The sequence below is a fragment of the Collinsella aerofaciens genome (assembly GCF_015560135.1).
GTDB lineage: Bacteria > Actinomycetota > Coriobacteriia > Coriobacteriales > Coriobacteriaceae > Collinsella > Collinsella aerofaciens_AN.
The window spans coordinates 21410-47956 of the sequence record NZ_JADMRH010000019.1 but is presented as its reverse complement, the minus strand read 5'-3'; the positions used below and the strand labels follow the sequence as shown (position 1 = coordinate 47956).

30 protein-coding genes and 1 tRNA gene are annotated in these 26547 nt (G+C 61.4%); 24 read left to right on the top strand and 7 right to left on the bottom strand.

The window, feature by feature from the left end:
- The first annotated feature begins 105 nt into the window (after positions 1-105).
- From I2H19_RS08090 to hisE, 14 genes are all read left to right on the top strand, one after another.
- Entirely contained in the window at positions 106-522 is a 417-nt protein-coding gene (locus tag I2H19_RS08090; RefSeq protein ID WP_117743676.1) for a PTS sugar transporter subunit IIA, read from the top strand.
- A 17-nt stretch (positions 523-539) separates the two neighbouring features.
- Entirely contained in the window at positions 540-1010 is a 471-nt protein-coding gene (locus I2H19_RS08085) for a PTS sugar transporter subunit IIB (RefSeq protein WP_117564885.1), read from the top strand.
- A gap of 8 nt (positions 1011-1018) precedes the next feature.
- Entirely contained in the window at positions 1019-1810 is a 792-nt protein-coding gene (locus tag I2H19_RS08080; protein ID WP_195622306.1) for a PTS mannose/fructose/sorbose/N-acetylgalactosamine transporter subunit IIC, read from the top strand.
- Positions 1800-2636, top strand: a complete 837-nt coding sequence (locus I2H19_RS08075; RefSeq protein WP_195363453.1) for a PTS system mannose/fructose/sorbose family transporter subunit IID — start codon at positions 1800-1802, stop codon at positions 2634-2636. The genes I2H19_RS08080 and I2H19_RS08075 overlap by 11 nt, the downstream gene beginning before the upstream one ends.
- Before the next feature lie 83 nt (positions 2637-2719).
- A complete protein-coding gene (locus tag I2H19_RS08070) occupies positions 2720-3556 on the top strand; it encodes a sugar phosphate isomerase/epimerase family protein (protein ID WP_195622305.1) in 837 nt (278 codons plus the stop codon).
- Between the two features lie 169 nt (positions 3557-3725).
- Complete coding sequence (hisG, locus tag I2H19_RS08065) at positions 3726-5441, top strand: ATP phosphoribosyltransferase (RefSeq protein ID WP_195622304.1); 1716 nt, start codon at positions 3726-3728, stop codon at positions 5439-5441.
- 105 nt (positions 5442-5546) lie between these two features.
- The gene (hisD, locus tag I2H19_RS08060; protein WP_148332615.1) at positions 5547-6983 is read left to right on the top strand and encodes a histidinol dehydrogenase; all 1437 of its coding nucleotides are present in this window, start codon (positions 5547-5549) and stop codon (positions 6981-6983) included.
- A 1-nt stretch (position 6984) separates the two neighbouring features.
- Positions 6985-8100, top strand: a complete 1116-nt coding sequence (hisC, locus tag I2H19_RS08055) for a histidinol-phosphate transaminase (RefSeq protein ID WP_195622303.1) — start codon at positions 6985-6987, stop codon at positions 8098-8100.
- A complete protein-coding gene (gene hisB / locus I2H19_RS08050) occupies positions 8101-8688 on the top strand; it encodes an imidazoleglycerol-phosphate dehydratase HisB (RefSeq protein ID WP_117779030.1) in 588 nt (195 codons plus the stop codon).
- Positions 8689-8767: 79 nt separating this feature from the next.
- Positions 8768-9469 (top strand): imidazole glycerol phosphate synthase subunit HisH, encoded by a 702-nt coding sequence (locus I2H19_RS08045; protein WP_195622302.1) that lies wholly within the window; start codon positions 8768-8770, stop codon positions 9467-9469.
- Positions 9466-10209 (top strand): 1-(5-phosphoribosyl)-5-[(5-phosphoribosylamino)methylideneamino]imidazole-4-carboxamide isomerase, encoded by a 744-nt coding sequence (locus I2H19_RS08040; RefSeq protein ID WP_195622301.1) that lies wholly within the window; start codon positions 9466-9468, stop codon positions 10207-10209. The genes I2H19_RS08045 and I2H19_RS08040 overlap by 4 nt, the downstream gene beginning before the upstream one ends.
- A 3-nt stretch (positions 10210-10212) precedes the next feature.
- On the top strand, positions 10213-10995 hold the full coding sequence (gene hisF / locus I2H19_RS08035; protein WP_117769949.1) for an imidazole glycerol phosphate synthase subunit HisF: 783 nt from the start codon (positions 10213-10215) through the stop codon (positions 10993-10995).
- A 142-nt stretch (positions 10996-11137) separates the two neighbouring features.
- Positions 11138-11467 (top strand): phosphoribosyl-AMP cyclohydrolase, encoded by a 330-nt coding sequence (gene hisI / locus I2H19_RS08030; protein ID WP_195544821.1) that lies wholly within the window; start codon positions 11138-11140, stop codon positions 11465-11467.
- A 45-nt stretch (positions 11468-11512) separates the two neighbouring features.
- Positions 11513-11830 carry a phosphoribosyl-ATP diphosphatase gene (hisE, locus tag I2H19_RS08025; RefSeq protein ID WP_195622300.1) on the top strand — a complete coding sequence of 106 codons (318 nt, stop codon included), beginning with the start codon at positions 11513-11515 and terminating at the stop codon, positions 11828-11830.
- 147 nt (positions 11831-11977) lie between these two features.
- Here the strand turns inward: hisE and I2H19_RS08020 are convergent, their stop codons facing one another.
- On the bottom strand, positions 11978-12889 hold the full coding sequence (locus tag I2H19_RS08020; RefSeq protein ID WP_195622299.1) for a PHP domain-containing protein: 912 nt from the start codon (positions 12887-12889) through the stop codon (positions 11978-11980).
- Positions 12890-13229: 340 nt separating this feature from the next.
- Here I2H19_RS08020 and larC2 point away from each other — a divergent pair, with 340 nt between their 5' ends.
- The 6 genes from larC2 to I2H19_RS07990 all read left to right on the top strand — a co-directional run bounded on the left by larC2 (position 13230) and on the right by I2H19_RS07990 (position 18654).
- Positions 13230-13715: a nickel pincer cofactor biosynthesis protein LarC2 gene (larC2, locus tag I2H19_RS08015; protein ID WP_229089851.1), complete on the top strand. Its 486-nt coding sequence runs from the start codon at positions 13230-13232 to the stop codon at positions 13713-13715.
- A gap of 60 nt (positions 13716-13775) precedes the next feature.
- A complete protein-coding gene (yfcE, locus tag I2H19_RS08010; protein WP_195622297.1) occupies positions 13776-14324 on the top strand; it encodes a phosphodiesterase in 549 nt (182 codons plus the stop codon).
- Positions 14325-14326: 2 nt separating this feature from the next.
- Positions 14327-15187, top strand: a complete 861-nt coding sequence (mazG, locus tag I2H19_RS08005) for a nucleoside triphosphate pyrophosphohydrolase (RefSeq protein ID WP_195622296.1) — start codon at positions 14327-14329, stop codon at positions 15185-15187.
- Positions 15188-15376: 189 nt separating this feature from the next.
- Positions 15377-16666, top strand: coding sequence for a phosphopyruvate hydratase (gene eno / locus I2H19_RS08000; RefSeq protein WP_195622295.1), 1290 nt, complete (start codon positions 15377-15379; stop codon positions 16664-16666).
- 196 nt (positions 16667-16862) lie between these two features.
- A complete protein-coding gene (locus tag I2H19_RS09970) occupies positions 16863-17624 on the top strand; it encodes a hypothetical protein (RefSeq protein WP_229089850.1) in 762 nt (253 codons plus the stop codon).
- 28 nt (positions 17625-17652) lie between these two features.
- On the top strand, positions 17653-18654 hold the full coding sequence (locus I2H19_RS07990) for a Ppx/GppA phosphatase family protein (RefSeq protein WP_195622294.1): 1002 nt from the start codon (positions 17653-17655) through the stop codon (positions 18652-18654).
- 347 nt (positions 18655-19001) lie between these two features.
- On the opposite strand, the gene I2H19_RS07985 is transcribed toward I2H19_RS07990, so the two are convergent.
- A tRNA-Leu gene (locus I2H19_RS07985) sits at positions 19002-19086 on the bottom strand.
- Positions 19087-19117: 31 nt separating this feature from the next.
- A complete protein-coding gene (locus I2H19_RS07980) occupies positions 19118-19741 on the bottom strand; it encodes a hypothetical protein (RefSeq protein ID WP_195622293.1) in 624 nt (207 codons plus the stop codon).
- Between the two features lie 163 nt (positions 19742-19904).
- Between I2H19_RS07980 and I2H19_RS07975 the strand changes: the two genes are divergently transcribed.
- Together I2H19_RS07975 and I2H19_RS07970 are read left to right on the top strand one after the other, a co-directional pair.
- Positions 19905-20192, top strand: coding sequence for a PTS sugar transporter subunit IIB (locus tag I2H19_RS07975; RefSeq protein ID WP_055252380.1), 288 nt, complete (start codon positions 19905-19907; stop codon positions 20190-20192).
- 11 nt (positions 20193-20203) lie between these two features.
- Positions 20204-20578, top strand: a complete 375-nt coding sequence (locus tag I2H19_RS07970) for a VOC family protein (protein WP_195622292.1) — start codon at positions 20204-20206, stop codon at positions 20576-20578.
- Between the two features lie 74 nt (positions 20579-20652).
- On the opposite strand, the gene I2H19_RS07965 is transcribed toward I2H19_RS07970, so the two are convergent.
- Genes I2H19_RS07965 through I2H19_RS07955 form a run of 3 tightly spaced genes read right to left on the bottom strand, consistent with a single transcriptional unit; the run spans position 20653 to position 23278 of the window.
- Positions 20653-21948, bottom strand: a complete 1296-nt coding sequence (locus I2H19_RS07965) for a sensor histidine kinase (protein ID WP_195622291.1) — start codon at positions 21946-21948, stop codon at positions 20653-20655.
- Positions 21932-22717 (bottom strand): response regulator transcription factor, encoded by a 786-nt coding sequence (locus I2H19_RS07960; protein WP_195622290.1) that lies wholly within the window; start codon positions 22715-22717, stop codon positions 21932-21934. Before I2H19_RS07960 ends, I2H19_RS07965 begins: the two co-directional genes overlap by 17 nt.
- An 18-nt stretch (positions 22718-22735) precedes the next feature.
- On the bottom strand, positions 22736-23278 hold the full coding sequence (locus tag I2H19_RS07955; protein WP_195622289.1) for a UBA domain-containing protein: 543 nt from the start codon (positions 23276-23278) through the stop codon (positions 22736-22738).
- A 259-nt stretch (positions 23279-23537) separates the two neighbouring features.
- Between I2H19_RS07955 and I2H19_RS07950 the strand changes: the two genes are divergently transcribed.
- Together I2H19_RS07950 and I2H19_RS07945 are read left to right on the top strand one after the other, a co-directional pair.
- Positions 23538-24323 carry an HNH endonuclease gene (locus tag I2H19_RS07950; protein ID WP_195622288.1) on the top strand — a complete coding sequence of 262 codons (786 nt, stop codon included), beginning with the start codon at positions 23538-23540 and terminating at the stop codon, positions 24321-24323.
- Between the two features lie 377 nt (positions 24324-24700).
- Positions 24701-25372 carry a hypothetical protein gene (locus tag I2H19_RS07945; RefSeq protein WP_217750787.1) on the top strand — a complete coding sequence of 224 codons (672 nt, stop codon included), beginning with the start codon at positions 24701-24703 and terminating at the stop codon, positions 25370-25372.
- On the opposite strand, the gene I2H19_RS07940 is transcribed toward I2H19_RS07945, so the two are convergent.
- Entirely contained in the window at positions 25369-26262 is an 894-nt protein-coding gene (locus I2H19_RS07940; RefSeq protein ID WP_195622286.1) for a DNA cytosine methyltransferase, read from the bottom strand. The two genes, I2H19_RS07945 and I2H19_RS07940, sit on opposite strands and share 4 nt — an antisense overlap.
- Between the last annotated feature and the right edge of the window lie 285 nt (positions 26263-26547).

Genomic DNA, 26547 nt, shown 5'->3' with positions numbered 1-26547 from the left:
GGCGCCTTTAGACGCGTGCCGGAAATCCAAGGGTTATACCCTAAGAGCAAACCACCCCTTTTAGGGGTGGTTTTGATGCCGAAATTCGCTAGGAAGGGGAATCGAATGAGGCAGTTTATCGTGGCGTCCCATGCTCATTTTGCGTCTGGAATCGTCGAGAGCATCGGCCTGCTTTCCGGCGAGCGCGAAAACGTCCATGCGCTCTCTATGTATGTCGACGGAAACGAGGACCTGACCAAGGAGGCCGCAGCGATTCTGGACGGCTTTGCCGCGGACGATGAGGTCGTCGTTTGCACCGACCTCTTTGGTGGCAGTGTCAACAACGAGTTCACCAAGATCGTCCAGACGCGTCCCAACACGCATCTGGTGACCAATATGAACCTGCCGCTCCTTATTCAGCTGCTGTTCGTGCCCGAATCCACCCCGATCGATGAGGCCATTCGCCAGATCGTCGAGGCGGACGACACCAAGGTCAAGTACGTCAACGACCTGCTGGGGCAGGCCGAGCTCGATGAGTTTTAACCACTAGGGAGCACATCATGATTCAGATGATTCGTGTAGATTATCGACTGCTTCACGGCCAGGTTGCCGTTAGCTGGACCTCGGCTCTGGGTGCCGATTGCATCCTGTTGGTGAGCGACACGGTCCTCAATGACAAGCTTCGTCTACAGGCCCTGTCCCTTGCAAAGCCTGAGGGCTGCAAGGTCGTCGTCAAAAACACCGAGGACGCCGTCAAGGCGCTCCAGAGCGGAGTGACCGATAAGTACAAGCTCTTCGTGGTTTGCGAGACGATCCAGCAGGCCGGTGCCGTCGCCAAGGCGATGGGAGTCAAGAAGATCAACCTCGGCAACGTTGCCTTTAGCGAGAATGCCCGCCAGGTCTCGACGAGTGTGTTCCTTACGCCCGAAAACGAGGCATACGTCAAAGAGCTGCTCGGCGAGGGCTATGAACTGTTCATTCAGATGATTCCGGCAGATGCGAAGACTGACGCCGCGAAGGTCATCGGTTAGGGGCTGTCATGGTTATCAAGACAATCCTGATTTTCTTGATTGCCCTTTTGGGCTATTCCGAGTGGCTGACGGGCACGAGCTACCTCCAGCGCCCGATCGTGCTCGGACCTCTGGTTGGCCTTGTCATGGGCGACATGGTGACTGGCACGATCATGGGCGCCACGATGGAGCTTGCCATGGTCGGCGCCATCTCGGTCGGTGCGTATAACCCGCCCGATACGATTTCCGGAACCATTCTGGGTGTGTCGCTTGCCATGCAGGCCGGCGCGGACGCTTCGGCGGCCCTGACCCTGGGTATTCCCATCGCAACGATCGTCCTTGCGCTCGATACTGCCCTGGGCCAGCCGGTGATGCTGCTGCTGGTGCACCGTATCGACAAAAACGTCGAGGACGGAGACACCAAGGCCATCACGCGCAACATGCTCATCGCCGGTTACGCGCAGAGCTGGTGCGGCCTGCTGATTATTCCCCTGGCATTCTTCTTTGGCGCCGATGCCGTCGCCAGCCTGCTCAACATCATCCCCGATTTCGTTCAGACCGGCATGGATGTTGCCGCCGCCTTCTTGCCCGCACTCGGCTTTGCGATGCTGGCGCAGATGATTATGAACAAAACGGTGGCTCCGTTCTTCTTCGCTGGCTTCTTCCTCGTCGCCTACTTTGGCATTAGCACGACGGGCGTGGCGATCTTTGCCGCGATCATCGTCGTCGCGATGACGGTTTTGGGCGAGAAGAAAAAGGCGGAGCAGCCCGCAGTGGCAACCGAGGATCCTGCAATTGGGGGTGGGTTCGATGAGTTTTAAGTTTGAGTCTTCCTACGACGGGTTGATTACCCGCGCAGATCTTAAGAAGCTGTTCTGGCGCTCGATTCCCTATGAGCACTCCTGGAACTACGAGCGTATGGGCCATATCGGCTTTATGTGGGCCCTTATGCCGATCCTTCGCAAGCTGTATCCGCAGGATGCAGACTTTAAGGCCGCACTCAAGCGCCATATGGAGCTCTATAACGTCACGCCGTACATCTCGACGCTCCCCATGTCTATTGCTGCCGCAATGGAAGAAGTCAACGCCACCGAAGATAACTTTGACACGAGCGCGATCTCTAATGTCAAGCTTGCTTTGATGGGGCCGCTGTCCGGCGTGGGCGATGCCTTCTACTGGGGCACGCTGCGAATTTTGGCAACGGGTGTCGGCACGTCGCTGGCGCTACAGGGCTCTATTCTTGGCCCGATTTTGTTCCTGCTCGTGTTCAATGTCCCTCACTACATCATCCGTTACCTGCTGACGTTTGTGGGGTATCGCTTTGGCTCGGACATGATCAGCAAGGTCCAGGAATCGGGCATTATGGACACGATCGTCAAGATGGCCTCTATCATGGGCGCCATGGTGATCGGCGCTATGACTATGGAGATGGTCACCGTGGACATTCCGCTCATGGTCGGTGCGGGCGATGGTGCTCAGACGCTGGCCGAGCTGCTCAACGGAATCTTCCCGGGCTTTGTCACGATGGGGCTGTTTGGAATCGTCTATCTCATGCTCAAGAAGAAGATGAATCCGCTGGTCATCATGCTCGTGATCCTGCTCGTGAGTATCGCCGGCGCGTTCTTTGGAGTGCTTGGTGTTCAGTAGGGCATCCGTCATAATGAGAATAATGTAAGAGGGGGCGTCGCGCACACTGTGCTGCGGCGCCCTTTTGCCGAAAGGTGGACAAGATGGAGTATCCGCAGCTTGCCGTCATGAATATCAGCCATCGCTATTTTGACCTTGAGGAATTCTTTTCTTCGGCAGCGGCCTCGGGCTACACGTGTTGCGAGCTTTGGACCGGGGCGATGCATCTGTATGTCGATTGCCATGGATACGATTCGCTCGAGCAGGTGCGGGAGCTGTCGCAGCGGTATGGGGTTCGGATTGTGGGGCTTTGTCCCGAACAGAACAACCCCAAGCCGTGGAATATCGCGGCGCGCGGGAATGAGGCGCGTACCCGCACGCTTGCGTACTTTAAGAACGTTGTGGATATCGCGGCGGAACTTGGAGCCGAGCAGGTCATGGTCTCGAGCGGCTGGGCATTTTTGAACGAGCCGATCGAGGACGCGTGGGGTCGCAGCGCCTCGATGCTGCGTGCGATTGCCGAGCATGCGGGAGGGCGCGGCGTGCGACTGGTGCTCGAGGCCCTACAGCCGGTTGAGTCGATGATCGTGAACTCGGCGGCCGACACGAAGCGCATGATCGAGGCAATTGATCATCCGGCACTTAAGGCGTGTCTGGATTTGGGCGCTATGGCGGTGGCAGGGGATACCATCGACGATTATTTCGATCTGCTTGGCGAAGATGTCGCCCACGTGCATTTTGTCGATGTTGCGGCAGATGGCACGACGCATCTTGCCTGGGGTGACGGCGACCGCGATATGCGCGCCGACCTGGATAGGCTGGTGGCGCGCGGCTATCGCGGAGTTGTTTCGGCCGAGACCTATGACGGGCGCTATTTCGCCGACCCCGCAGCTGCCGATGCGCAGGTAATGGCAGAGTATCGTCGTGCGATTGGCGCCTAGGCGGGTTTGGGTTGCGGCGATCTGCCCTATGTTTCCAAATGAATACGGCGTGAGCGGCTGCGATGGATTTTCCCCGCAAACACTCTAGTATGCTAAAGTACCCAGAAGACCGGCGGAGCTATGCCGGTCTTCTGTTCTATATGAAACACAGCATGAGGAGGCTCACCAGATGACGGCCACACCGTGGGGATTCCGGGACATATTGCCCGAGGAGGCTCAGGCGCGCGAGGAGATTGCGCTGACGGTGAAGGGCTGCTTTAGGGAGCATCATTACCTGCCGGTCGAGACGCCGCTGCTCGAGGACAAGGGCTCTCTCGAGGAGGGTGGCCGCATTGCGGACACCCCGTTTAAGCTCTTTGATGATGACGGCCGCCTGCTGGTGGTCCGTCCCGACAACACGCTGCCGATCGTGCGCTTGGTTTCGACCCGCATGCGCGCGGCCGATCTGCCGCTGCGCCTTCGCTACGAGGCGCCGGTGGTTCGCGAGTGCCAGCGCAATGCCGGCGGCTCGCGTCAGTTTACGCAGTTGGGTTTTGAGCTTATCGGTGTGGGCGATACCGCGGGCGATGTCGAGATCGTCTCGCTGGTGGCGGAGGCCATGCGCAAGCTGGCGCTGCCCGATGCGCGCATTATTGCGGGCAGCGTTCGTCCGTTTAAGGAACTGCTCGCGGCCTGTGAGGATCGCGAACTGGCTGCCGAGGCATTGCGTTGCGTACACGCCAACGACTTTGTGGGCCTCGATGCCCGTGTGGCGGCAAGCGCCGAGCCCGAGGCCGTCAAGGCTGCCATCAGCGAGCTGCCGCGCTTGCACGGCGGCGCTGAGGTACTCGACCGCGTCGACGCGCTTCTGGCGGCGGTGGGCATTGTCGCGCCGCTCACGCGCGAGCTGCGTGCCCTGGTCGAGGGCCTGGCTCCGGAGGACGCCCAGGTGCTGTCCTTCGACTTCTCCATCATGAACTCGTTTGATTACTACACGGGTCTGGTCTTTAAGGCCTATGCCGGCGGCCTGCCCGATCCGGTGGGTTCGGGCGGACGCTACGACTCCATCTTTACCGGTGCATTTGGCGACGGCATCGAGGTGCCGGCGGCGGGCTTTGCCTTTTCGCTCGAGCGTCTGGAAGCCGCGCGAACTTCGGTCGAGGACGCCGCTTCCGATGGCGACCACGCCGTGGGCCGTGGCGCCGAGGGTCCGCTTCGCATTGCCGTGCCCAAGGGCTCGCTCAAGGCCGACACGCTCGACGTACTCGAGGCCGCGGGCCTGGACGTCTCTGAGCTGCGTGACCCCGGCCGTCACCTCATCGTGCGCGGCCGCGACACGCGTGCCGGTGAGGGCACGGTCGGCGATATCGAGTTTGTCATCGTGCGTCCCAGCGACGCGCCCGCCTTTGTGGGCTGCGGCGGTGCCGACTGCGGCATCTGCGGCTGGGACTCGCTTATCGAGGCGGACCTCAACCTGCTGCAGCTGGTCGACCTGGGCTACGGCCTGTGCACGTTTATCGAGGCGGAGCCCGCGTGGCGCGCCGGCCAGGCCGAGCGCAACTATGCCCGCCGTGGGTCGCTTCGCGTGGCAACCAAGTACCCGCGCATCGCGAGTGCCTGGTATGCCGAGCGCGGCGTGAACGCCGACATCGTTTCGCTGCACGGCAACATCGAGCTGGGTCCCATTGTCGGCATGACCGACCGCATCGTGGACATTACCGCCACGGGCGCCACGCTGCGTGACAACGACCTGGTCATCACCGGTCGCATCATGGACTGCACGGCCCGCTTCTTTGTCAATCCGGGCGCCGCACGTCTGGATCCGCGCGTACGCAATCTGGCAGATCGCTTGGCGGCTGCCGTGAAGGACAAGCATTTTGAGCCCGTCGCGGGCTCGGCACAATAGCGCGAGCGCGCACGGGCGCCCCAACGTACGGGCTGCGGGCCGACTGGTGCCGCTGCCCAGTCGCTCGTTTTTCGAACACAACCTCGACCGATAGGGGATACCGATATGAAGACCATCAAGCTTGCTCCCGGTGAGCGCCTCGTTACCAACCAGCTCAACCGCAAGGGCGTGCTGCCGCAAAACATCGTCGACGCCGCCCGCGATATCGTGGCCAACGTGCGTGCCAACGGCGATGCCGCGGTGCGCGATTACTGCCAGCGTTTTGACGGTGTCGAGCTGCAGAGCTTCCGTCTGCCGCAAGAGCAGATCGATGCCGCGCTCGAAGGCCTCGATCCCGCTTTTGCCGCGGCGCTCGAAAAGGCTGCACGCCAGATTCGTGAGTTCCACCAGCGCGAGGTCGAGCAGAGCTGGTTTACCACGCGTGCGGACGGCACGATGCTCGGCGTTAAGGTGACCCCGCTCGCGGCGGCCGGCATCTACGTGCCGGGCGGTCGCGCGCAGTATCCCTCCACGGTGCTCATGAATGCCATTCCCGCCAAGGTTGCCGGCGTCAAGCGCGTGGTCATGGTGACCCCGCCGCAGAAAGATGGCCTGATCAGCCCGTATACGCTCGCCGCGGCAAAGCTCGGCGGCGTGGACGAGATCTATATGGTGGGTGGCGCTCAGGCCGTGGCCGCGCTGGCGTACGGCACCGAGACTATTCCGCGCGTCGACAAGATCACCGGCCCGGGCAACGCCTTTGTCGCTGCGGCCAAGCAGATTGTCTCGGGCGACGTGGGTATCGACATGGTCGCTGGCCCCTCCGAAGTCTGCGTGCTGGCCGATGCCACGGCCAAGCCCATGGTGGTCGCGGCCGACCTGATGGCCCAGGCCGAGCACGATCCGCTGGCAGCCTGCTATCTGGTGACCTGCGACGAGCAGTTTGCGCGCGAGGTCGAGGCAGGCATCGATATCCTGGTGGCGCAGTCGCCGCGTGCCGAGATCACGCGTGCTTCGCTCGACAATGAGGGCACCATCGTGGTGGCCGCCGACATGGCTGCCGCCGTCGAGGCGGTGAATACCGTGGCGCCCGAGCACTTGGAGCTGCACTGCAAGGACGCGATGGGCCTGCTCGGCGGCATTCGCAACGCCGGCGCCATCTTTGTGGGCGCTTGGAGCTCCGAGCCGCTCGGCGATTATGTTGCCGGTCCCAACCACACGCTGCCAACCGGCGGCACGGCCATGTTCTCCAACCCGCTTTCGGTCGAAGAGTTCGTTAAGCGCTCGAGCGTCATTTGCTATACGCCCGAGGGCCTGCTCTCTGACGCTCCCGCCACACAGCGTCTAGCCGAGGCCGAGGGCCTGTGGGCGCACGCGCTTTCTGCTGCCCTGCGTCGTCGCGTGCTGGAGCAGGGCGAGGATGCCGTGAGTGCCGAGTCACTGGCTGCGGCCGACCTGACCAAGGTCGCCTGGCCGGGCGACGCCGTGGCGACGGTTGCTGAGGGCGTGGACCTGGCGGCGGCTGCGGGCGGTGCCGCTGGCGCGACCGGCGAGGAGGCCTAATATGGCCGAGCTGACGCCCCGCATGAAGGAGCTCGTCCAGCCCTACTTGACCGGCATCGAGCCCTACGATCCCAACTTTACGCCCACGCGCATCAATCTTTCGGCCAACGAGAACACCTATCCCGTGCCGGCCGGCGTGCGCGAGGCGGTTGATGCGGCCTTGGCTGCCGCACCGCTCAACCGCTATCCCGATCCCATGTCCAACGACCTGCGCGACGAGCTTGCTGCCTGGCATGGCGTGACGCGCGAGAACATCTGCGTGGGCAACGGCGGCGACGAGCTACTCTATAACTTCCTGCTGGCGTTTGGCGGCGCGGGGCGGACCCTGCTCAACTGCCCGCCGTGCTTTAGCGAGTATGCGTTCTTTGCGTCGCTGTGCCAGACCGAGGTGCGCGACGTGTGGCGCGACCCGGCGACCTTTGAGCTCGACCAGGCGGCGGTGCTTGCGGCGGCTCCCGAGTGCAATCTGGCGATCGTGACCTCGCCCAACAATCCCACGGGTGACGTGGCGCCGCTCGACTTTGTTGCGGCTCTGTGCGATGCCTGCCCCGGCATGGTCATGGTCGACGAGGCCTACGTGGAGTTTGCCGACGATTCGTTTGGCGCGGCAACTACGGCGCAAGGCCTTATTGCCGAGCATCCTAACCTGGTGATTCTGCATACACTGTCCAAGGCGTTCGGCGCCGCCGGCACGCGCCTGGGCTATGTGATCGCGGCGCCCGAGGTCATCGACGTGTTCGCGGCGATTCGCCAGATCTATTCGGTCAACGTGTTGAGCCAGGCGGCGGCGCTTGCCTGCGTGCGTGCCCGCGATGCGTACGCGCCCGTGGTGGCACAGGTCGCATCCGAGCGCGAGCGCGAGTTGTGTGCCCTGCGCGCGATGGCTGCCGAGGGTCTGCCCGTGGAGGCATGGCCGAGCGCGGCGAACTTTGTGCTCGTGCGCACGTCGCATGCCACGCGCGTGCGCGAGCGTCTGCGCGACGAGTATTCGATTTTGGTGCGCGACTTTAGCTACGCGCCGGGGCTCGCGGACTGCCTGCGCATTACCGTGGGCACCCCGCAGGAAAACGACGAGGTGCTGGCTGCGTTTGCCGCGCTGGTGAAGGAGGAGATGTAGATGGACCGCTATGCCGAGGTGACCCGCAAGACGGGCGAGACCGACATTGTCGTAAAGCTCGACCTGGATGGAAGCGGCGTGTGCGATATCTCGACCGGTGTGCCGTTTTTCGACCACATGCTCAACGCTTTTGGCCGCCATGGCCTGTTCGATCTGACGGTGCACGCGGTGGGCGACGTGGAGGTCGATGCGCATCATACCGTCGAGGACACGGGCATTGTGCTGGGCGAGGCGTTTTGCCAGGCGCTGGGCGACAAGGCGGGCATTACGCGCTTTGCCGACGCGGCGATTGCCATGGACGAGACGCTTGTGATGGCTGCCGTTGATATTTCGGGCCGTGGACAGGCCTACTGCGAGCTGCCCGTACCGACTGAGCGCGTGGGTAGCTTCGATACCGAGCTGGCCGTCGAGTTCTTCTATGCCTTTGCGCGCGACGCCAAGCTCACGCTGCACGTGCGCGAGCTGGCGGGCGGCAACTCGCATCACATTATCGAGGCCGCCTTTAAGGCTGTGGGCCGCACGATGCGCCACGCCTGTGAGCTGGATCCCCGCGTGCAGGGCATCCCCAGCACCAAGGGCTCGCTGTAACCGCTACAAAGACAAAAACCACCACGAAGGTGCCTGTCCCCTTTGTGGTGGTTTTGGATGATGGGAAGAGGAGGGCCGCGTGGGCGAACCGAAGATCGTGGTGGTCGATTACCACAAGGGCAACTTGTCGAGCGTTACGCGCGGGCTTGCGCGCGCCGGTGCCGCCGCCTGCACGTCGGACGATCCGGAGCAGATCCGCAACGCCGACGGCCTGGTCATCCCGGGCGTGGGCGCGTTTTACGACGCGATCGCCTTTATGCGCGAGAGCGGCGAGGCGGACGCGGTGCTCGACGCCGTTGCCGCCGGAACTCCGCTGCTCGGCATCTGCCTGGGCCTTCAGCTATTTTTTGAGCGCGGCAACGAGGGCGTGCCTGCGGACGAGGACGCGGTTGCCGACGGCAACGCCTCCGAGCAGGCTGGCGGTTCTTGGTTCGATGGCCTGGGTATTATGCGCGGTTCGTGCACGCGCCTGGAGTCGAGCCGCCTGAAGGTGCCGCACGTGGGCTGGGATCAGGTGCACATGACGCCCGCCGGCGCGGTCGATCCGCTGCTTACTGGTTTTGCCGAGGGTGCCAACATGTACTTTACCCACAGCTACGCGGTGGCCGACGATGCCGATGCCGCCGATGTGCTGGCGCACACGCACTATACGCGGAGCTTCCCGTGCATCGTGCGCCATGGCAACGTGTGGGGCTGCCAGTTCCATCCCGAGAAATCCTCCGCGCTGGGTCAGCGCATCCTTAAGAACTTCGTCAACATCGTCGAGGAGGCCGGCCGATGATCCTGTTTCCCGCAATCGATCTGATCGGCGGCAAGGTCGTGCGCCTGGAGCGCGGCGACCGCAGTCGCTGCAAGGTATATTCCGACGACCCCGTGGCCGTTGCCCGCTCCTTTGCCGAGCAGGGCGCAAGCTGGGTGCACGTCGTCGACCTGTCCGCTGCCTTTGGCGAGGACGAGGACGCGTGCGCTGCCAACTCGGCGGCGATAAAGGCTATCTGCGGCGTCGACGGTCTGTCCGTGGACGTGGGCGGCGGCGTTCGCTCGCTCGCGCGCATCGACGAGCTTGCCGGCTATGGCGCGCGTCGCATCGCGCTGGGCACGGTGATCGTGACCGAGCCGGGATTTGCCGAGGTGGCGGCTCGCGGCTTTGGCGAGCTGCTGGTGGCAGATATCGCCGCACGCGACGGCCAGGTCAAGGTGAACGGCTGGCGCGACGGCGCGGGCGTGGCACTCGACGATGCCGTGGCGCAGCTTTCCGAGCTGGGCTTTAAGCATCTGGTGTATACCGACATCGCGCGCGATGGCATGCAGACGGGCATCGATGTGGCGGCGTATCGTCATGTGGCCGAGGTCGCGGGCTTTCCCGTCGTGGCTTCGGGTGGTATCTCGACGCTCGACGATATCCGCGCACTGGCCGCGGTGGGTGAGGATGCTATTGAGGGCGCCATTACCGGCCGTGCGCTCTACGAGGGCAACTTTACGCTGGCCCAGGCGCTAGCCGCCGCCCGAGGGGAGGAGTAGCCCATGCTTACCAAACGCGTGATTCCCTGCTTGGACGTCAAGGACGGCCGCGTGGTCAAGGGCGTCAACTTTGTGAGCCTGCGCGATGCGGGCGACCCGGTGGAGCTAGCCCGCGCCTACGACCGCGAGGGTGCGGACGAGGTTGTCTTCCTGGACATTACCGCCACGAGCGACAACCGCGCGACGACCATCGAGATGGCGGCGCATGCGGCCGAGGAGCTCGCTATTCCCTATACCGTGGGCGGCGGCTTTCGCGACCTGGCGGGCATGCGCACCATGGTTGCAGCCGGCGCCGACAAGGTGTCGCTTAACTCTGCCGCCGTGCGCGATCCGTCGTTGATTAGCCAGGCTGCCGCGGCGTTTGGCAGCCAGGCCGTGGTCGTGGCGATCGATGCCAAGCGCGTCGGTTTGCCCGGCGCATCTGGTGCCGACAAGTGGGAGGTCTTTACCGCAGGCGGCCGCAACGCCACGGGTATCGACGCGGTGGCGTGGGCCGAGGAGGCGGCCCGTCGCGGCGCCGGCGAGATCTTGCTCACCAGTATGGACCGCGACGGCACCAAGGCCGGCTTTGACCTGGCGCTCACCCGCGCCGTGGCGCGCGCGGTGCCGATTCCCGTCATCGCGAGCGGCGGCGTGGGCACGCTCGAGCATTTTGCTGAGGGTGTGATCGAGGGCGAAGCCGACGCCGTACTGGCGGCAAGCGTCTTTCACTTTGGGACGTTCAGCATCCGTCAAGTGAAGGAGTATATGGCCTCTCAAGGCATCCCTGTCAGACTGGACTTTTAGCGCTGCGGACCGCCCAGGCACCCGACCTTCCGGCTCCAACCCTCCTCGCGTACTTAAGTACGCGTCGTCGGGCTTGTCGCTCGGAATCTCGGGCACCTGGACAACCCTCGCCGACCGGCGATGTTTAAATTGGGGAATTGAAATGAGAGAAATTACTACTCCAGCGGATCTTAAATACGACGCCAAAGGATTGATTCCTTGTGTGGTTCAGCAATATGACACCGGCGAGGTGCTTATGGTTGCTTGGATGAACGAGGAGTCGGTGGGGTTGACGCTCAAGACCGGCACCACGTGGTTTTGGAGCCGCAGTCGCCAGGAGCTCTGGAACAAGGGCGCGACGAGCGGCAATATGCAAGCGGTCAAGGAGCTCTGGGCCGACTGCGATAGCGATACGCTGCTGGTCAAGGTTGACTCGCCGGGCCCGGCTTGCCACACCGGCAACCGTACCTGCTTCTTTAAGAAACTCGCGTAGGGCGGGCGCTCGATTAGACGCTCGGCCACCAGAAAGGATTGAACTATGGGTGTGCGCACCGCAAACATTCAGGATGGAAATATCGGTGAGACGCTGACAGGTCTGGCCGAGGTGATTCACGGTCGTCGTGATGCATCGCCGCAGGAGAGCTATACCGCGCGTCTGCTGACCGACGTCGAGGATGAGCTGCTCAAGAAGCTTGCCGAGGAGGCGAGCGAGGTCATCATGGCCTGCAAGGATAACGATCACGACCACATCCGCTACGAGGCCGGCGACCTGGTCTACCACCTGCTTGTAACGCTCGAACGCTACGGTATTACCCTCGACGAGCTGGCCGGCGAGCTCAACGCTCGCCGCCACTAGTCATTGGGGACGTTCTTAAACGACTAGTCGTTAGGGACAGTCTTTCGGGAGTTGCCAATGAAATAGAAGTTGCGGTGGAATAGTTCTTGTTTGACGGTCTTAGGGCCATAAACAGGAACTATTTCACCGCAACTCATGAAGGGATGTCTAGGCGAGGGGCGTGGACTCCCATTCGCCGGTGGGGTGGGGGATGTCGAAGGTTCGATAACCGCAGTCGTAGGCGTGGACCTGGGCCTCGCGGATGTTCCAGCAGATGTCGCAGGCGCGGTGTGCGTCCGAGCCAAAAGTAATCGGCACCTCGGCGTGGGCGAAGCAACGCAACAGCCCGGTCGCGGGATAGTAGTCGTCGAGGCCCTTGCGCGGTGCGGCGGTCGAGACCTCAACGCGGCGACCCGTATCGTGGGCGCATTCGGCCATCTGCTGCCAAAACGGCGCCGGGTCAAAATCGGGCGCAAAGCCTTCCTTCGAAAAGCGCATGACCAGGTCGGGATGGGCCATCACGTCAAAGTTGAGTGAGCTTTCGCAAGCACGGCACCAGTCGTCGACGTAGCGCTCCCACACACCGCGTACTCCCAGGTTTTCCCAAACGTGCAGGTTGGTGTCATCGTCGATCCAACCGCAGCGTGAGTCGGGTGTATCGGGGCGAGCGACGTTTTCCGTTCCCGTCGTACCCGCGGCACCGGCCATGATATCGCCGGGGTCGCCAATCCAGTGCACGCTGCCCAGGCGCACGACGGCGCCCTGGGACCAGCGCTCAACCAAAGGCTCGCAGCCCTCGTACCAATCGCATTCGAAACCGTAGATAAAGGTGAGTTCTGGCGCAATCTGAGCGGCAAGATTGCGAGCGTCCTCAAAAGCCAGACGATGCGCCGGGAGGTCACCCTCAGTAACCTGCACCTCGCAGTTAGCATCCATGCTGGCGGGCAGGGTGAGATGGTCGGTCGAGACCATGACGCGGCAGCCGGCCGCAGCAGCGGCGCGAACGTTGTCCTCAAACGAGGCATGCCCGTCCGAAAACGAGGTGTGGGTATGGCAATCGACCAGCGGGCACATGGGCATAGCGGCTCCTTTGCGTCAAGCGAATCCGCTTCATTGTAATGGCGCAGCTCTCAACACGCCGGGCATGCCGGAGCTCGAAATCGATTGGAAAGGCTGCGCGGCGCGCGGTGCGGCCTCGCTTGTGCTCTCAAAACATGTACATCAGCCTCCAAAAGCTGCAAAAAATGACATGTTTGGAGGCTGACGTACACGTTTGAATGGAGCGGGCCGGCGTTGGAGCGCGCCAGCACTTGCGCCCAGCAAAAGTCGCACCTATCCCATGACGCCGCCCCTGCGCCGCCCGCGATGTGCTAGCGTTTGGATGAACAAAACGAGCCCGTGCGGAAAGGAGCCGGACCGTATGCCATGCGATAGCAAATCTCCGCTGTCTCGCGAGACCGATGCGCCCGAGACCATCGTCAAGCTGGAATGCGACATCGACGATGCGTCGCCCGAGGTGCTCGCCTACGCCGCCGACCGTCTGCGCGGGGCAGGCGCCCGCGAGGTGCACTGGCTGCCGCTCTATTGCAAAAAAGGACGCCCCGGCTGGCAGCTGCAGGTGATCTGCTCGCACGAGGATATCGAGCGCCTGCAGACGATTATCTTTTTGGAAACCACGACCAACGGCATTCGTTGCCAGGTCATGGAGCGCGTCTGCCTGCCGCGCCACTTTGAACAAGTGGCGACGCCTTGGGGCGAGGTGGCCGTAAAGGTGGCAACCCTGCCCGATGGCAGCGAGCGTGCAGCGCCCGAGTACGAGGACTGCGCCCGTCTCGCTCGCGAGCGTAATGTGCCGCTCCAGCGCGTGATGCAGGCGGCCCAGAGCGCGGCACTGCGATTTGAATAACGCGGCTGGTGGCGACATCCTGCGTCTAGCCATATCAACCCCATTCGAAAGGATCTCCCCATGAAATACCTCGTCGCCTCCGACATCCACGGCTCGGCATACTGGACCGAGCGCCTGGTCACCGCCATCGAGTCCGAGCAGCCCGACCGCATCGTTCTGCTGGGCGACCTGCTCTACCACGGTCCGCGCAACGACCTGCCGCGCGACTATGCTCCTAAGCGCGTGATTCCGCTGCTCAACGCCCTAGCCGACCGCATCATCGCGGTGCGCGGCAACTGCGACGCCGAGGTCGACCAGATGGTCCTCGACTTCCCCGTCATGACTGACTACGCCACGCTGTTTGACGAAACCGGCCGTGAGCTGTTCTTGACGCACGGCCATGTCTTTGGCGCCGGCATGCACAACAGCGTCGACCACGCGCCCGCGCTGCCCGAGGGCTCCGCGCTCGTCTACGGTCACACGCACATCAAGATCAACGAGGAGAGCGCCGCGCACCCGGGCCTGTGGCTTTTCAACCCCGGCAGCGTGAGCATTCCCAAGGACGGTACGCACAGCTACGGCATCTACGAGGGCGGCGCGTTCCGCCACGTGGTCATGGAGGGGGAGTAGCCATGGCGCAGCATATGGCTCAGCAAAATGCCGAGGGCTCGCGCGATCTGTCTACGCTGGTAGACGCGTCGACCGAGCTGCAGCATCTGGTGCAGACCATCTGGCGCCTGCGTCAGCCCGATGGCTGCCCGTGGGACCGTGAGCAGACGCACCGCAGCATCGGCAAGAACATGATCGAGGAGGCCTACGAGGCACTCGACTGCATCGAGGCGGACGACGCGGTTCACCTACGCGAGGAGCTGGGCGACGTGCTCATGCAGGTCGTGCTGCATGCGCAGATTGCTGCTGACGCCGGCGAGTTTACACTGGCCGACGTGGCGCGTGATATCGATGCCAAGCTCATCCGCCGTCATCCGCACGTGTTCGGCGATGTGGATGCCGACAGCTCCAACGAGGTACTCAAGATTTGGGACGAGGTCAAGCTTGCCGAGAAGGCCGCCAAGGACAAAGCCGTGGCGGCGGGTGAGGCCGCGCCCGAGGGTCTGCTCGATGGTGTGCCCACGCATCTGCCGGCGCTGATGCAGGCGCAGAAGGTGTCGCGCAAGGCAGCTGCCGTGGGCTTTGAGTGGGAGACGGTCCAGGACGTGTGGGACGAGGTCGCCGAGGAGCGTGCCGAGTTTGAGGCCGAGGCCCCCGGAACGCCCGAGCGCGAAATGGAGTTTGGCGACCTGCTCTTTGCCCTGGTCAACGTTGCGCGCAAAGAGGGCATTGACGCCGAGAGTGCCCTTCGTGCCAGCACGGCAAAGTTCCGCCGTCGCTGGGCCGCGATGGAGCAGATGGCGGCCGATGCTCACGTGGATCTTGCCGAGCTTTCGACCCACGGCCTCAACGACCTGTGGGATGCCGCAAAGGCGGAGGAGTAAGACTGCGGGAACGACGGGCTGACACGCCTTATCGTTCCCGCTAAATTTTTCGAAAATCAAGTGTATCCCTCGGCTAACTTAGGGCATAATGCAAAAAGTGCGACATGGCTAACTTACGGAGGCGCACCGACGGTGCACGGTCAGCCGGTCGCTTGCATCCACTACGTTTCCAAGTGAGAGGGAGACAACATGAGCGATATTTTGGACGTCTACGGTCGCGAAGTGCTCGACAGCCGCGGCAATCCCACCGTCGAGGTCGAGGTCGTGCTCGAGGACGGCAGCTTTGGCCGCGCAATGGTGCCTTCGGGTGCTTCGACCGGCGCCTTTGAGGCCTGCGAGCTGCGCGATGGCGACAAGGGCCGCTACCTGGGCAAGGGCGTTTCGCAGGCCGTCGAGCACGTCAACAACGAGTGCGCCGATGCCGTCGTGGGCCTCGATGCCTTCGATCAGCGCGCCGTCGATGCCGCGCTGATCGCTGCGGATGGTACCCCCAACAAGACCAAGCTCGGCGCCAACGCCATCCTGGGCGTGTCGCTGGCCGTTGCCCGCGCCGCTGCCGAGTCGGCTGGCCTGTCGCTGTGCCAGTACCTGGGCGGCGTCAACGCTCATCTGCTGCCCACACCTATGATGAACATCCTCAACGGCGGCGTGCATGCCGACAATAACGTCGACTTCCAGGAGTTTATGATCATGCCGGTGGGCGCCCCGAGCTTTGCCGAGGGCCTGCGTTGGTGCGCCGAGGTCTACCACACCCTCAAGGGCGTGCTGCACGAGGCCGGCCTGGGCGGCGGCGTGGGCGACGAGGGCGGCTTTGCCCCCAACCTTAAGACCAATGCCGAGCCGTTCGAGTACATCACCAAGGCCGTGGAGAAGGCCGGCTTTAAGCCCGGCGTCGACTTCATGTACGCCATGGACCCAGCGTCCACCGAGTTCTACAACGCCGAGACCGGCATGTACGAGCTCAAGGGCGAGGGCGTGGAGTACATGAGTGCCCAGATGGTCGATTACTGGGAGAAGCTCGTCGACACCTATCCCATCATCTCCATCGAGGACGGCATGGCCGAGGAGGACTGGGACGGCTGGGTCGAGCTTACCCGCCGCATTGGCAACAAGGTGCAGCTGGTGGGTGACGACCTGTTCGTCACCAACACCGAGCGCCTCAAGAAGGGCATCGAGCTGGGCGCCGCCAATGCGATCCTGGTCAAGGTCAACCAGATTGGCACGCTCACCGAGTCGCTCGAGGCCATCGAGACCGCCAAGGAGGCCGGTTACGCTTGCATCGTGAGCCACCGCTCCGGCGAGACCGAGGACTCCACGATCGCCGACCTGGTCGTGGGCGTCAACGCCGGCCAGATCAAGTCGGGCGCCCCGTGCCGCAGCGACCGTATCGCCAAGTACAACCAGCTCATCCGCATCGAGGACGAGCTCGAGGGCAGCGCGCGCTACGCCGGCAAGGCCGCGTTCTACAACATTCGCTAGGCACGCGGAGCTCGCGGGGGCGGGGAAGACTCGGATTCGCCTTGCTTCAGCCGGGCGCTGTTGAGCACCATTGGGCGCTGGGCCATATGACTCAGCGCCTTTTTTATGTCGAGCAAAGGCTGGCGAAGGCGGTGCGGGCGCTCGTGCTATAACTAGAATACTTAGCGCAAACAAACCTCAACCGCACAAGGCGCACATGGATCAGATTTACGACAACAGGTACTATTCCGCCGGTTCGCGTGAGCCGTCGCCTCGCCGTGCGCGCACGGTGCAGCTCGGTGGGTCCGCCTACGCCGGCGCCGACCGCTCCATGCAGCGCCCGACAAGTACCTCGCGCCCCAATGCTCAAGTGAATACTTCGACAGATGGACCGGTGCGCCCGGCACGTTCGTCGCATGCGTCGCGTCCCTCGGCCCAGACGCACGACGGGTCGAGCAGGCCCTCGAGCCGTCTTTCGGGCTCGGACTTTATGCATTACGCCAACGACAACGCGGTGGTCAAGGCGATCTACGACTTTACCCACGGTCCTCAGCGAGGGCTATTCATCGGCATCGTCGTTGCCCTGGTGCTCGTGAGCCTGTATTTCCCCGTGCGCGACCTGTACGTGGCAAAGCGCTCGAGCGATATCTTGGCCAAGCAGGTCGAGATTCGCCAGCAATACAATGATGAGCTGCAAAAAAGCGTCGACAAGTTGCTCTCGGAGGAGGGCATCAAGGATGCGGCATCCGAGGACCTGGGCCTGGTGATGCCCGGCGAGAAGAGGATTGAAGTGCAGGGCCTGGACGGCGATTCGGATGCCTCGTCGAGCCAGAAGTCGTCGAACGCCAAGAAGGCCAGCGAAGTTGCCAAGGAAATCGAAAAAGTCGGTAAGGACGCGCCGTGGTACATCCAGGCGCTCGACATGCTGTTTGGGTTTAACGGCGTCGAGGGTCAGACGGTCGCGTCCAGCGGCGAGTAGGCGAGTAGCGCCCGGAGGGGAGCCCGCAATGGCAGATTGCAAACGATATAAGGTGGCCGCGATTGACCTGGGAACGGTGTCGTCGCGACTGGTGTTGGCGCAGGTCGAGGCCGGGGCGATCGTGGAATCGTCCAAGCATACCGAGATCACCGACTTGGGCGAGGGCGTGGACGCGACGGGGCGCTTTTGCGAGGCGGCCGTTGAGCGCGTGCTCGTTGCGTGCCGCATGTTTGTGGACGAAGCCCGTACCTTTGGGGCCGCGTGCGTCTGCACCACCTGCACGAGTGCCGCGCGCGATGCGTCCAATGCCGCGCTGCTGCTGGACGGTCTGCGCGATCTGGGGCTCGAACCGCAGGTGATTCCGGGCGAGGTCGAGGCGCGCCTGACGTTTTTTGGCGTGGCACACGACTTTGCTGGCGAGCGCATCATCGTCGCCGATTCGGGCGGTGGCTCCACGGAGCTCGCGACGGGCGTCTATGCGCCTGAGCGCGGGGTCTTTGCGCTGGAGGGAACGCGCTCACTGGACATCGGTTGCCGTCGCGTGACGGAGCGGTTTTTCTCGGCGCTGCCGCCAACGGACAGTGAACTTGCCGCCGCTGGCGTATGGGCGGGCGAGCAGTTCGGGGCTTACTTTGAGGGCCTGCCTGTCGACTTTGAGCGCGCCGAGCGCCTCGTCGCGGTGGGCGGTACCGTTACCACGCTCGTGGCGCTGGTCCACGAACTGGAGCCGTACGACTCGAACTTTGTGCACCTGCGCGAGCTTTCGATGGAGCAGATTTCGGCCGCTATCGAGCGCATGTCTGCGTTGGATGTTGCAGGCATTGCCGCGTTGCCGGGCGTGCAGCCCAAGCGCGCGGGCGTGATTCTCGCTGGCGCCGTGGTGATTCGCGAACTCATGCGCGCCGGCGGTTACAAGACGCTCACCGTAAGCGAGAGCAGCCTCCTCGCCGGCATGGCCGCCACCATCAACGAGACTCTCGACGGCACAACCCCCACCATCGGCTGGACCCCGAGCCTGAGTGCTCTTTAACCGTCTTCCTCTGAGTTGCGGTGAAATAGTTCCTAAATAAGCTGGTAAACGGTATAAACAGGATCTATTCCACCGCAACTTAGAGCCCCGCCGGCGTGTAAAAGAAACGAGCCCGCATCCCCGGGGGACACGAGCTCGTAAACAATACGTGGTAGGGGCGGTGGGACGTCCGCGTATTTGCTGCGCAAATCCGCACCGGCTTCGGACGCCTGCTGGCGCCCTCGCCGGCTCGCTGCGGACGCTGCGCGTCCGCTTGACGCTCGCCCCCCCTCGCGGGTTCGAGTCCCACCGGCATCTAAAAGAAGTGAGCCCGCATCCCTTGGGGACACGGGCTCGAAAGCTCCATATGGTAGGGGCGGTGGGACTCGAACCCACAATCCTTGCGGCGAGAGATTTTAAGTCTCCTGCGTATGCCAATTCCGCCACGCCCCCGTAAGACTAGAAGTCTAGCACAAGCCGTCCGTTACGCGTTGACGGCCATCGAGTGCTGGCCCGACTTCTCCAGGAACTCCTGGAACTTGGCCTCGTCGCCCTTGTTCTTGTACTGCAGGGCGAGCAGGTATTCCAGGCGGCAGCTCTTGACCTTGTCGTCACCGGCCTCCTTGAGCATGCGCTCCAGCTCGGGGATGTCGTTGTGGCGCTTGAGGATCATCGTGTCGTACATCAGCTGGCACTCGCGTGCGACCGTCTCGGCCTGGCCGCCCTCGAAGCCCTTGATCTCGTGCAGCAGCTCCTTGGACTTTTTGCGGTCCTCCTGGCCAACGTAATAGTTGAAGGCCTTGATCACTAGGTCGACACGCTGCATCTTGGGCAGGTTAAGGCCCAGTAGTAGCTCGAACATCTCGTCGGCGCGCTTGTGGTCCTCGCGCAGCAGATAGGAGTTCAGGCGCAGATAGTCGCGGTTGTAACGCGGATACAGCATACTGGTGAGTTTGGAGTCGAGCAAACGGTCGAACTCGTCCCACTGCTTGGCGGCCATAAGCTGCTGCAGGCGCTTAAACGTGGTGCGTTTTTTGACGCTAAAGAACACCGACACGGCGATACAGATGATAACGACGGCGGTCCAGAGGGTGCGGGAATCGGGCATTTCAGAGTCCTTAGTCGCTCGTAAAGCGAGCGGTATGACAACATGTACTAGATGTATTATACGCAGCGCGCAAGCAAACTGGCATAAAAGTGCATCGAGGCCGAGCGCCATCGCTCGCTGCGGTACACTTACCTAAAGTAAACCTCGAAGGGAGACATTACCTATGAAGAAGATTGTTTTGGCTTGCGGTGCTGGCGCTGCTACTTCCACGCTCGTTGCCCAGAAGGTCGCCACCATGCTCGACGCCAACGGTTATGCCGGCAAGTATGAGATCGTGCAGTGCGCCATCTCCGAGGCCAAGGACGCTTGCGACGAGGGCGCCGACCTGCTGATCGCCACCACCGTTGCCCCCGAGGGCCTCACCTGCCCGTACGTGAGTGGCGTGCCCTTCATGACCGGCATGAACCGCGTCGCTGCCGAGAAGGCCGTCCTCGACGTCATGGCTCAGTAGGCGCTACCTGTATGAATGAACAGAACGCCAGTCCGGTCGAGCTCTTTGGCATGCGCGTTGCCCATGTGGGCATCAACGCTACCGACCCGGCAGACGCCCTGGAGATCGCGGAGCTGTTCTCGACGATGATGGGCCTGCCCGTTATCGAGACCCCGGTTTCGTACTTTAACGATTCGCTGGTCGAGGTCATGAAGCAGAACGGTCGTGGCACCAAGGGCCACATTGGCTTTGCCGTCAACGACATCGATGCGGCCGAGAAGTGGTTTGCCGAGCGCGGGCTCGAGGTCAACGAGGAGTCGCGCGTGCTGCTGCCCGACGGCGGCACCAAGCTCGTGTACTTTAAGCGCGAGTTCGCCGGCTTCGCCGTGCATCTGTGCCGCGAGTAGCGCACAGGCTGCTATAGCTAGCAAAAAGGGATAGAGCCGCCTGGCCCTATCCCTTTTTTATGCCGAGGGGCTTCCTACCGCGGCAGGCGAATCGTAAAGCGGCTGCCGACGCCCTCGACTGAGGTCACGCCAATGACACCACCATGGCTATCGACGATCCACTTGGCAATGGCAAGCCCCAGACCCGAGCCCTGCGCGCCGGCATCGCGTGCGTTGTCGGCGCGGTAGAACCGTTCAAACGCGTGAGCTGCGGATTCCTGGTTCATGCCGATACCCTCGTCCTCAACACTTATGTCGATCGTGCCTGCGCCCGCATCCGGCGCTACGCCAAACGAGATGGGCGTGCCCGCGTCCGAATACTTGGCGGCGTTTTGCACGATCACGCGCAGAGCCTGCTTCACGAGCGCCACGTCAACGGGCGCGTCGCAGCGCGGGTCGCTGACAAGCGCAGCGTCGTACGCCAGTCGATACGTGTGCGCGGCATCGATCATCTGTGACTCCTCGCATACCTCGCCGACCAGCGCGGCCAGGTTGGTATTCGCACGCCGCAGGACCGTGCGTCCGGCGTCGCCGCGTGCCAAAAACAGCAGCTGTTCCACGAGCTCTTGCATGTGCTCGCTTTCGGCCTTGAGGGACGCGATGGATTCTGCCAGCACGTCCGGGTCGTCTTTGCCCCAGCGGTCGAGCATGTTCACGTAGCCCTGAATCACCGCGATGGGCGTGCGCAGCTCGTGGCTCGCGTCGTTGACAAAGCGCATCTGCTGCAGCTTGGCCTCTTGCATCTGGCGCAGCAGGCGGTTGAGCGCGACCTCGATGCTTGCCAGGTCGGCGTCGCCGGTGGTGACGCTCGGCGAGTCGACGCTTGCGCGCTCGATGGCCTGCTCGAGCGTTTCCATCTTGCCGCCGGAGAGCTGCATGCGGCCGAGTTCGTCCACGCGCAGGGCCAGATCGTTGAGCGGCGCCATGGTGCGGCGCACGCGGCGGGCGCCGCCGAGCATGTTGAGCACGCTGATAACCTGCCAGCCCGCAACGACAAGGTAGAGAGGCCATAGCGTGACGAGGTCCTGTGCGAGGGGGAAGGTCTTGGTGCTACGCGCAAGCTCGACGGTATAGGTGAGTGTGGTCAGGTCCCAGCCGCGCGCGGGAGCCAGCGACATGCCGTGAACGGTGGCGCTGGGAATCCATCCCGCGGTAAACGCGCCGTCGGGCAGCGTCTGGTTGTATCCATAGACGAGGATCGCCGCCGCAACAACCACCAGCAACAGATCGAGCCAGACGTAGCTCATGAGGCGGCGCCACATATAGCCCCAGTTGATGGCGCGGGCGATGGAGGTGACGCGCTTGGCCTCGGCGTTACGCACGGCAGGCATAGCCCACCCCGCGCACGGTCTGGATGATGCGGGCGCCGCCGGCGTCCTCGATCTTGGCGCGCAGGTGCGCGATGTGCACGTCGACGTTGTTGGTGTCGCCCACGTATTCGTAGCCCAGCGCCTCGTGCGCGATGCGCTCGCGTGTGAGCACGGTCTCGGCATGCGCCATAAGCAGGGCGAGGACGTCGAACTCGCGAGCCGTGAGCGCGATGGGCGAGCCGCCGACTGTGACTTCGCGGCGGCCGGGATCGAGCACGACTGAGCCAACGGTGAGCGTAGCGGGGGAGGGCGAGGCGGAAGCCTGGGCAGAGTCGCTGACCGGGGGTATCGCAGCGGCGCCGACACCCGCGCCGCTCGCCGTGCCCGTCCTGGCCCCGGCGCCGCCAACGCCCGAAGCCGCCCGCACGGCCTCCGAGCGCTTCAGCGCCACGCGGATCCGTGCGAACAGCTCCTCAATCGCAAATGGCTTGGTCAGGTAATCGTCGGCGCCGGCATCGAGCCCGGCCACCTTGTCCATCACGGCATCGCGCGCGGTAACCATAATCACCGGCACATCCTTGTGCTTGCGGATGCGCCGCAGCACCTCCATGCCGTTGAGCTGCGGCAACAGCACATCGAGCAGAATCAGATCGTAGTCGCGCTCCAGCGCCAGGTCCACGGCGGTGCGGCCGTCGGCGGCGTGCTCCACCTGGTAGCCCTCGTGCTCCAGCTCGAGCGTCACAAAGCGGGCGATTTTCTCCTCGTCCTCTACGATCAGGATCCGTGCCATGCGTGCCCCCGTCTGCGATTACTTGTCGTCGTTGAGATTTTGCTTGATGTCGTCCGCGGCATCGGCAGCGTGATTCATAAGGTTGTTGATGCTGCCGGGTACGTCGCCGTCGCTATCGATGCGGTAACGCATGCCAAAGAACAGGCCAATCAGCATCAGCCATATCGTGGCGCCCCAGGCAAACAGCGCGACGATGGGGATCAGGATGGGAATGTTGAGGATGATCGCGTCGCGGCGCGTGGCGATAAACTTGGTGTCTAGGCTCAGGCGGAAGAGCTTTTTGAGGTACTCCCACACGCTGTCCATCTTCTTGGAGAAGTCGGTCTTTTCGCTCGACTTCTCGTAGGCGGCCTGCGCGGCGACCATCTCGGCCGAGGGCTCATTGACCGGCTCGGACTCGGTGGCGGCGTGCGCTGACGTGGTCTGGGTCTTGCCCTGCGAGTCGAGCCAAATGATGGCATCTAGGATGTTGCCGTCGGCGGCATCGAGTGCTGCCTTGGCATCGGTGTAGCTCACGTTGCACTTGGTGCGGATGGTTTCAACTTTTTCGAGGTCGTCCATGACCTGTCCTTTCGTTCGATGGGCGCGACGCCGGGCGATTTGCCCGGGCGCGAGCGTTGCGTTCGGCGACCTGCGTGGCGCCGCCCCGCCCTTGGTCGAACTCTATAGTGCAGGTTATAGATTAAGCGATTCTTGAGCCAAGATTAATGTTGGATGAGTTTTTGGGTGGCGCGGGGAATCGTCCGGGACAGTTTTGAATCGGGTACTTTGGGTTATCCTGGTCTCACTGAGCAAATGACGTGCAAGCGAGATGGTCGATATGGCGGAGCGAAGAAAAAACTGGTCGAGGGAAGAAACCCTGGCGGCGTTGTTTTTGTACCTTGCTCTGCCTGCAAGGTTGATTGATGACAAAGGTGAGGACGTGCAGACGTTAGCCCGCGCCATCGGTAGAACGCCGGCAGCGGTTTCCTTGAAGATATGGAACCTCGCTTCGTTTGATGAACGACGTCGTGCGCGCGGCAAGGTGGGAATGGTTAATGCCAGCAAGATGGACAAGATGGTATGGGCGGAGTACTCATCGGGTGGCGACGAGTTGATTGAGGAAGCGGCTGATGCTTTCTTTGGCCAGCTTGATCAACTTGATTCGGGCGATGTGATGAGCGACGATCTGCAAGATGCAATTGGAGCTAGCTTGCCGGAAGGACGAGATCGTGATGTGATTATCTCAGCCCGCGTTAATCAGCGGTTCTTTCGTAATACATTGCTCGTTAATTACAACTCGCATTGTTGTTTAACAGGTCTATCGAATCAGAAATTACTGGTAGCAAGCCACATCAAGCCATGGAAGGCGTCCGATCCCAAAACTGAGAGGCTTGCGCCAGACAACGGATTGCTTTTGAATGCTCTTCTCGATAGGGCATTTGACCAAGGGCTTATAACCATAACGAAGGATTTGAAGATTATAGTGTCTAGCATGGTTGGGCACGAGGCGCCCAAAGATGAGTATCTATGGCGTTATAACGGTGAGCGAATTACACTGCCCAAACAATCAAGTCCTAGGGCGGAGTTTATTGAATATCACAACGATATGGTATTCAAGGGGTAAATTAGAATTGGATTGCAGCTATACCATTAATGGTGTGACTGTGTACCGCTTGGCTAAAAGCGTCCTTTATCCAGCTACCTAGCATTACGATTGGATGGGAAATGAGTACGAGAGTTGCAGAGTATTATGGTCAAAGAACAGACGCTTTGACGCCCATTCACCCCATAGATATTCCACATGCCGGATGGAGCCCGGAAGGGTCGGTTCCGCACTGTCCCTTCTCCGGCGGTAATACGTGCAAGAAGCTTAAAGCAAAAAACGAGCCGGTCTGTTCGGTAAGGGATCAGGACGGAGTACTCTGGATATCGTGTTCGGAGAGATTGTGCTCCACCAAAAAAGATGTCCCGCTTTGTTCGCATCAAAAGAAAATACTTACTATGGCTGCGCAGCATATATTTGATGGGGGCATTGATCCGTCTGATGTCTGCGTCAAACGAGAAGAGTCCCTTCGAGTAAGCAAGGGCAGTGCATATCATGCTGATTTTATAATTACCACGCGCAGCGGGGAGTCGTCGACATCTGGTCCTAATCGACTTGTTCTTGAAATGCAAGGCGGTGGAGAAACATCTGATACCGGCAAAATTACTCAGCGTGTTCGCAAATGGAAAAACACGACTGAAAACGAGAGGACGAATGAGCAGCTGCGTGCCGAAACCACTGCAAATACTTTGGTCACTAATGCTTGGAGAAGACAACAAGAGCAATTTCTAATCAAGGGCAATATCGCCATGAAGACATGGAAAGGCCTTGGGATTGCGTTTTGTGTGGGCACACTTCTCTATGACTATCTTATGGAGCGGCTAGAGTCGGTGAATCTACCCGATTTGAAGGATTACAACTGGACGTTGGCTCTTCTCGCCTTTAAAGAGGACAAGAGCCGCCCTGTTGAGGACGGCCCCATTCCATTGACAATCGATGAAGACCGGACGCTGTATACGAACTACCAGACGTTTGTTCAAGCACTAATCAACCAAGGACAACCGACCCTGGAGGCATTTCAGGGGCAATTCTACAGTCTTGAGAATGAAAGGATTGACATTCCGTTCTAGCTGTTCTGAGCCTTATCGACCTCGACGATACGGCGCGCAATCCATTCTATAACGGGCACACAGACAGCGTTTCCTAGAGCTGTCCATCTACGAGAGTCCAGTCGTCCGGAAACCCCTGGAGTCTCTCGTACTCTAAAGGAAGCATGCGTCTGACAAATAGCGTCGGAGCTTCCTCTTGAATCGCAAGTGTAAGTTTCTCCGTCGTTTCTATATCCTTTTGCTTGCGGGCCCGCTGAAGGTTTTCTGCCAATCCCGGCGTGTTGGATAGAGTAGTAATCTGAGACTCGATGCTCTTTTTCAAGTCCTGGGGCATAGGAGTGGTCCGTGCTTCTGCGCGATTTAGAAGAGATTCGAGCTGCTCCTTGTCCAAAAAGTACCTCAGCGGAGCCGAAGTTTCCAAGACTTCCGACAATATAGACGCGGCGACGTCGTTGGGGTGTTCCAAAGTATTTTGCGTCCAGTACTCGCCATGATACGCAATACCCGAGCTCATCCAATTTGGTGAGCAGGGCTCTGAAATCTTCTCCGTTGTTTGAGTTGAGGAGTCCGGGAACGTTTTCGATAAAAATCCATCGAGGCTTTGCGGCAGCGACGAGTTCTGCGAACTTAAAGAAGAGTCCGCTTCGCGATCCGGCAAGACCGAGGCGCTTTCCTTGGTTGGCAAGCGAAAGGTCTTGGCAGGGGAATCCTCCGAAATAGACTTCTGCTTGGGGGATGCTTTCGGGTTGGACTTCATTGATATCTCCTGCTAGCTGGACATCCGGCCAGTGCTTTTGTAGCACTGCCCGCGAAAAGTTATTGATTTCGCTTTGGAAGACGATTTCAACGCCGGCACGCTCGAAGCCGAGGTCAATACCGCCGATTCCGCTGAAGAAAGAGGCTGCCTTCACTTTGACTCCCTTCGAACGTGCGTGGCAAAAATGCAAAGGTTCATTCTATTGGATTTGTCTCAATGCGGCCAGCTCATATAAAAGAATCCATTTGTCAAGACGATACACATGGGGGACATCGAACTGCGTCGTGTCGTCATTTCTTGCTGCAGTATTTTGAGGCAGGTGTCTGGCGGGGGCATTTGGTGTCTATGGCGGTCGAGGCGCCAGCACGATAGGTGGGAGGTAATTAACTTGCGGGCTTTACATCGGACGTATGGTTGCGTTTGTTGGCTCGGGGTGTAT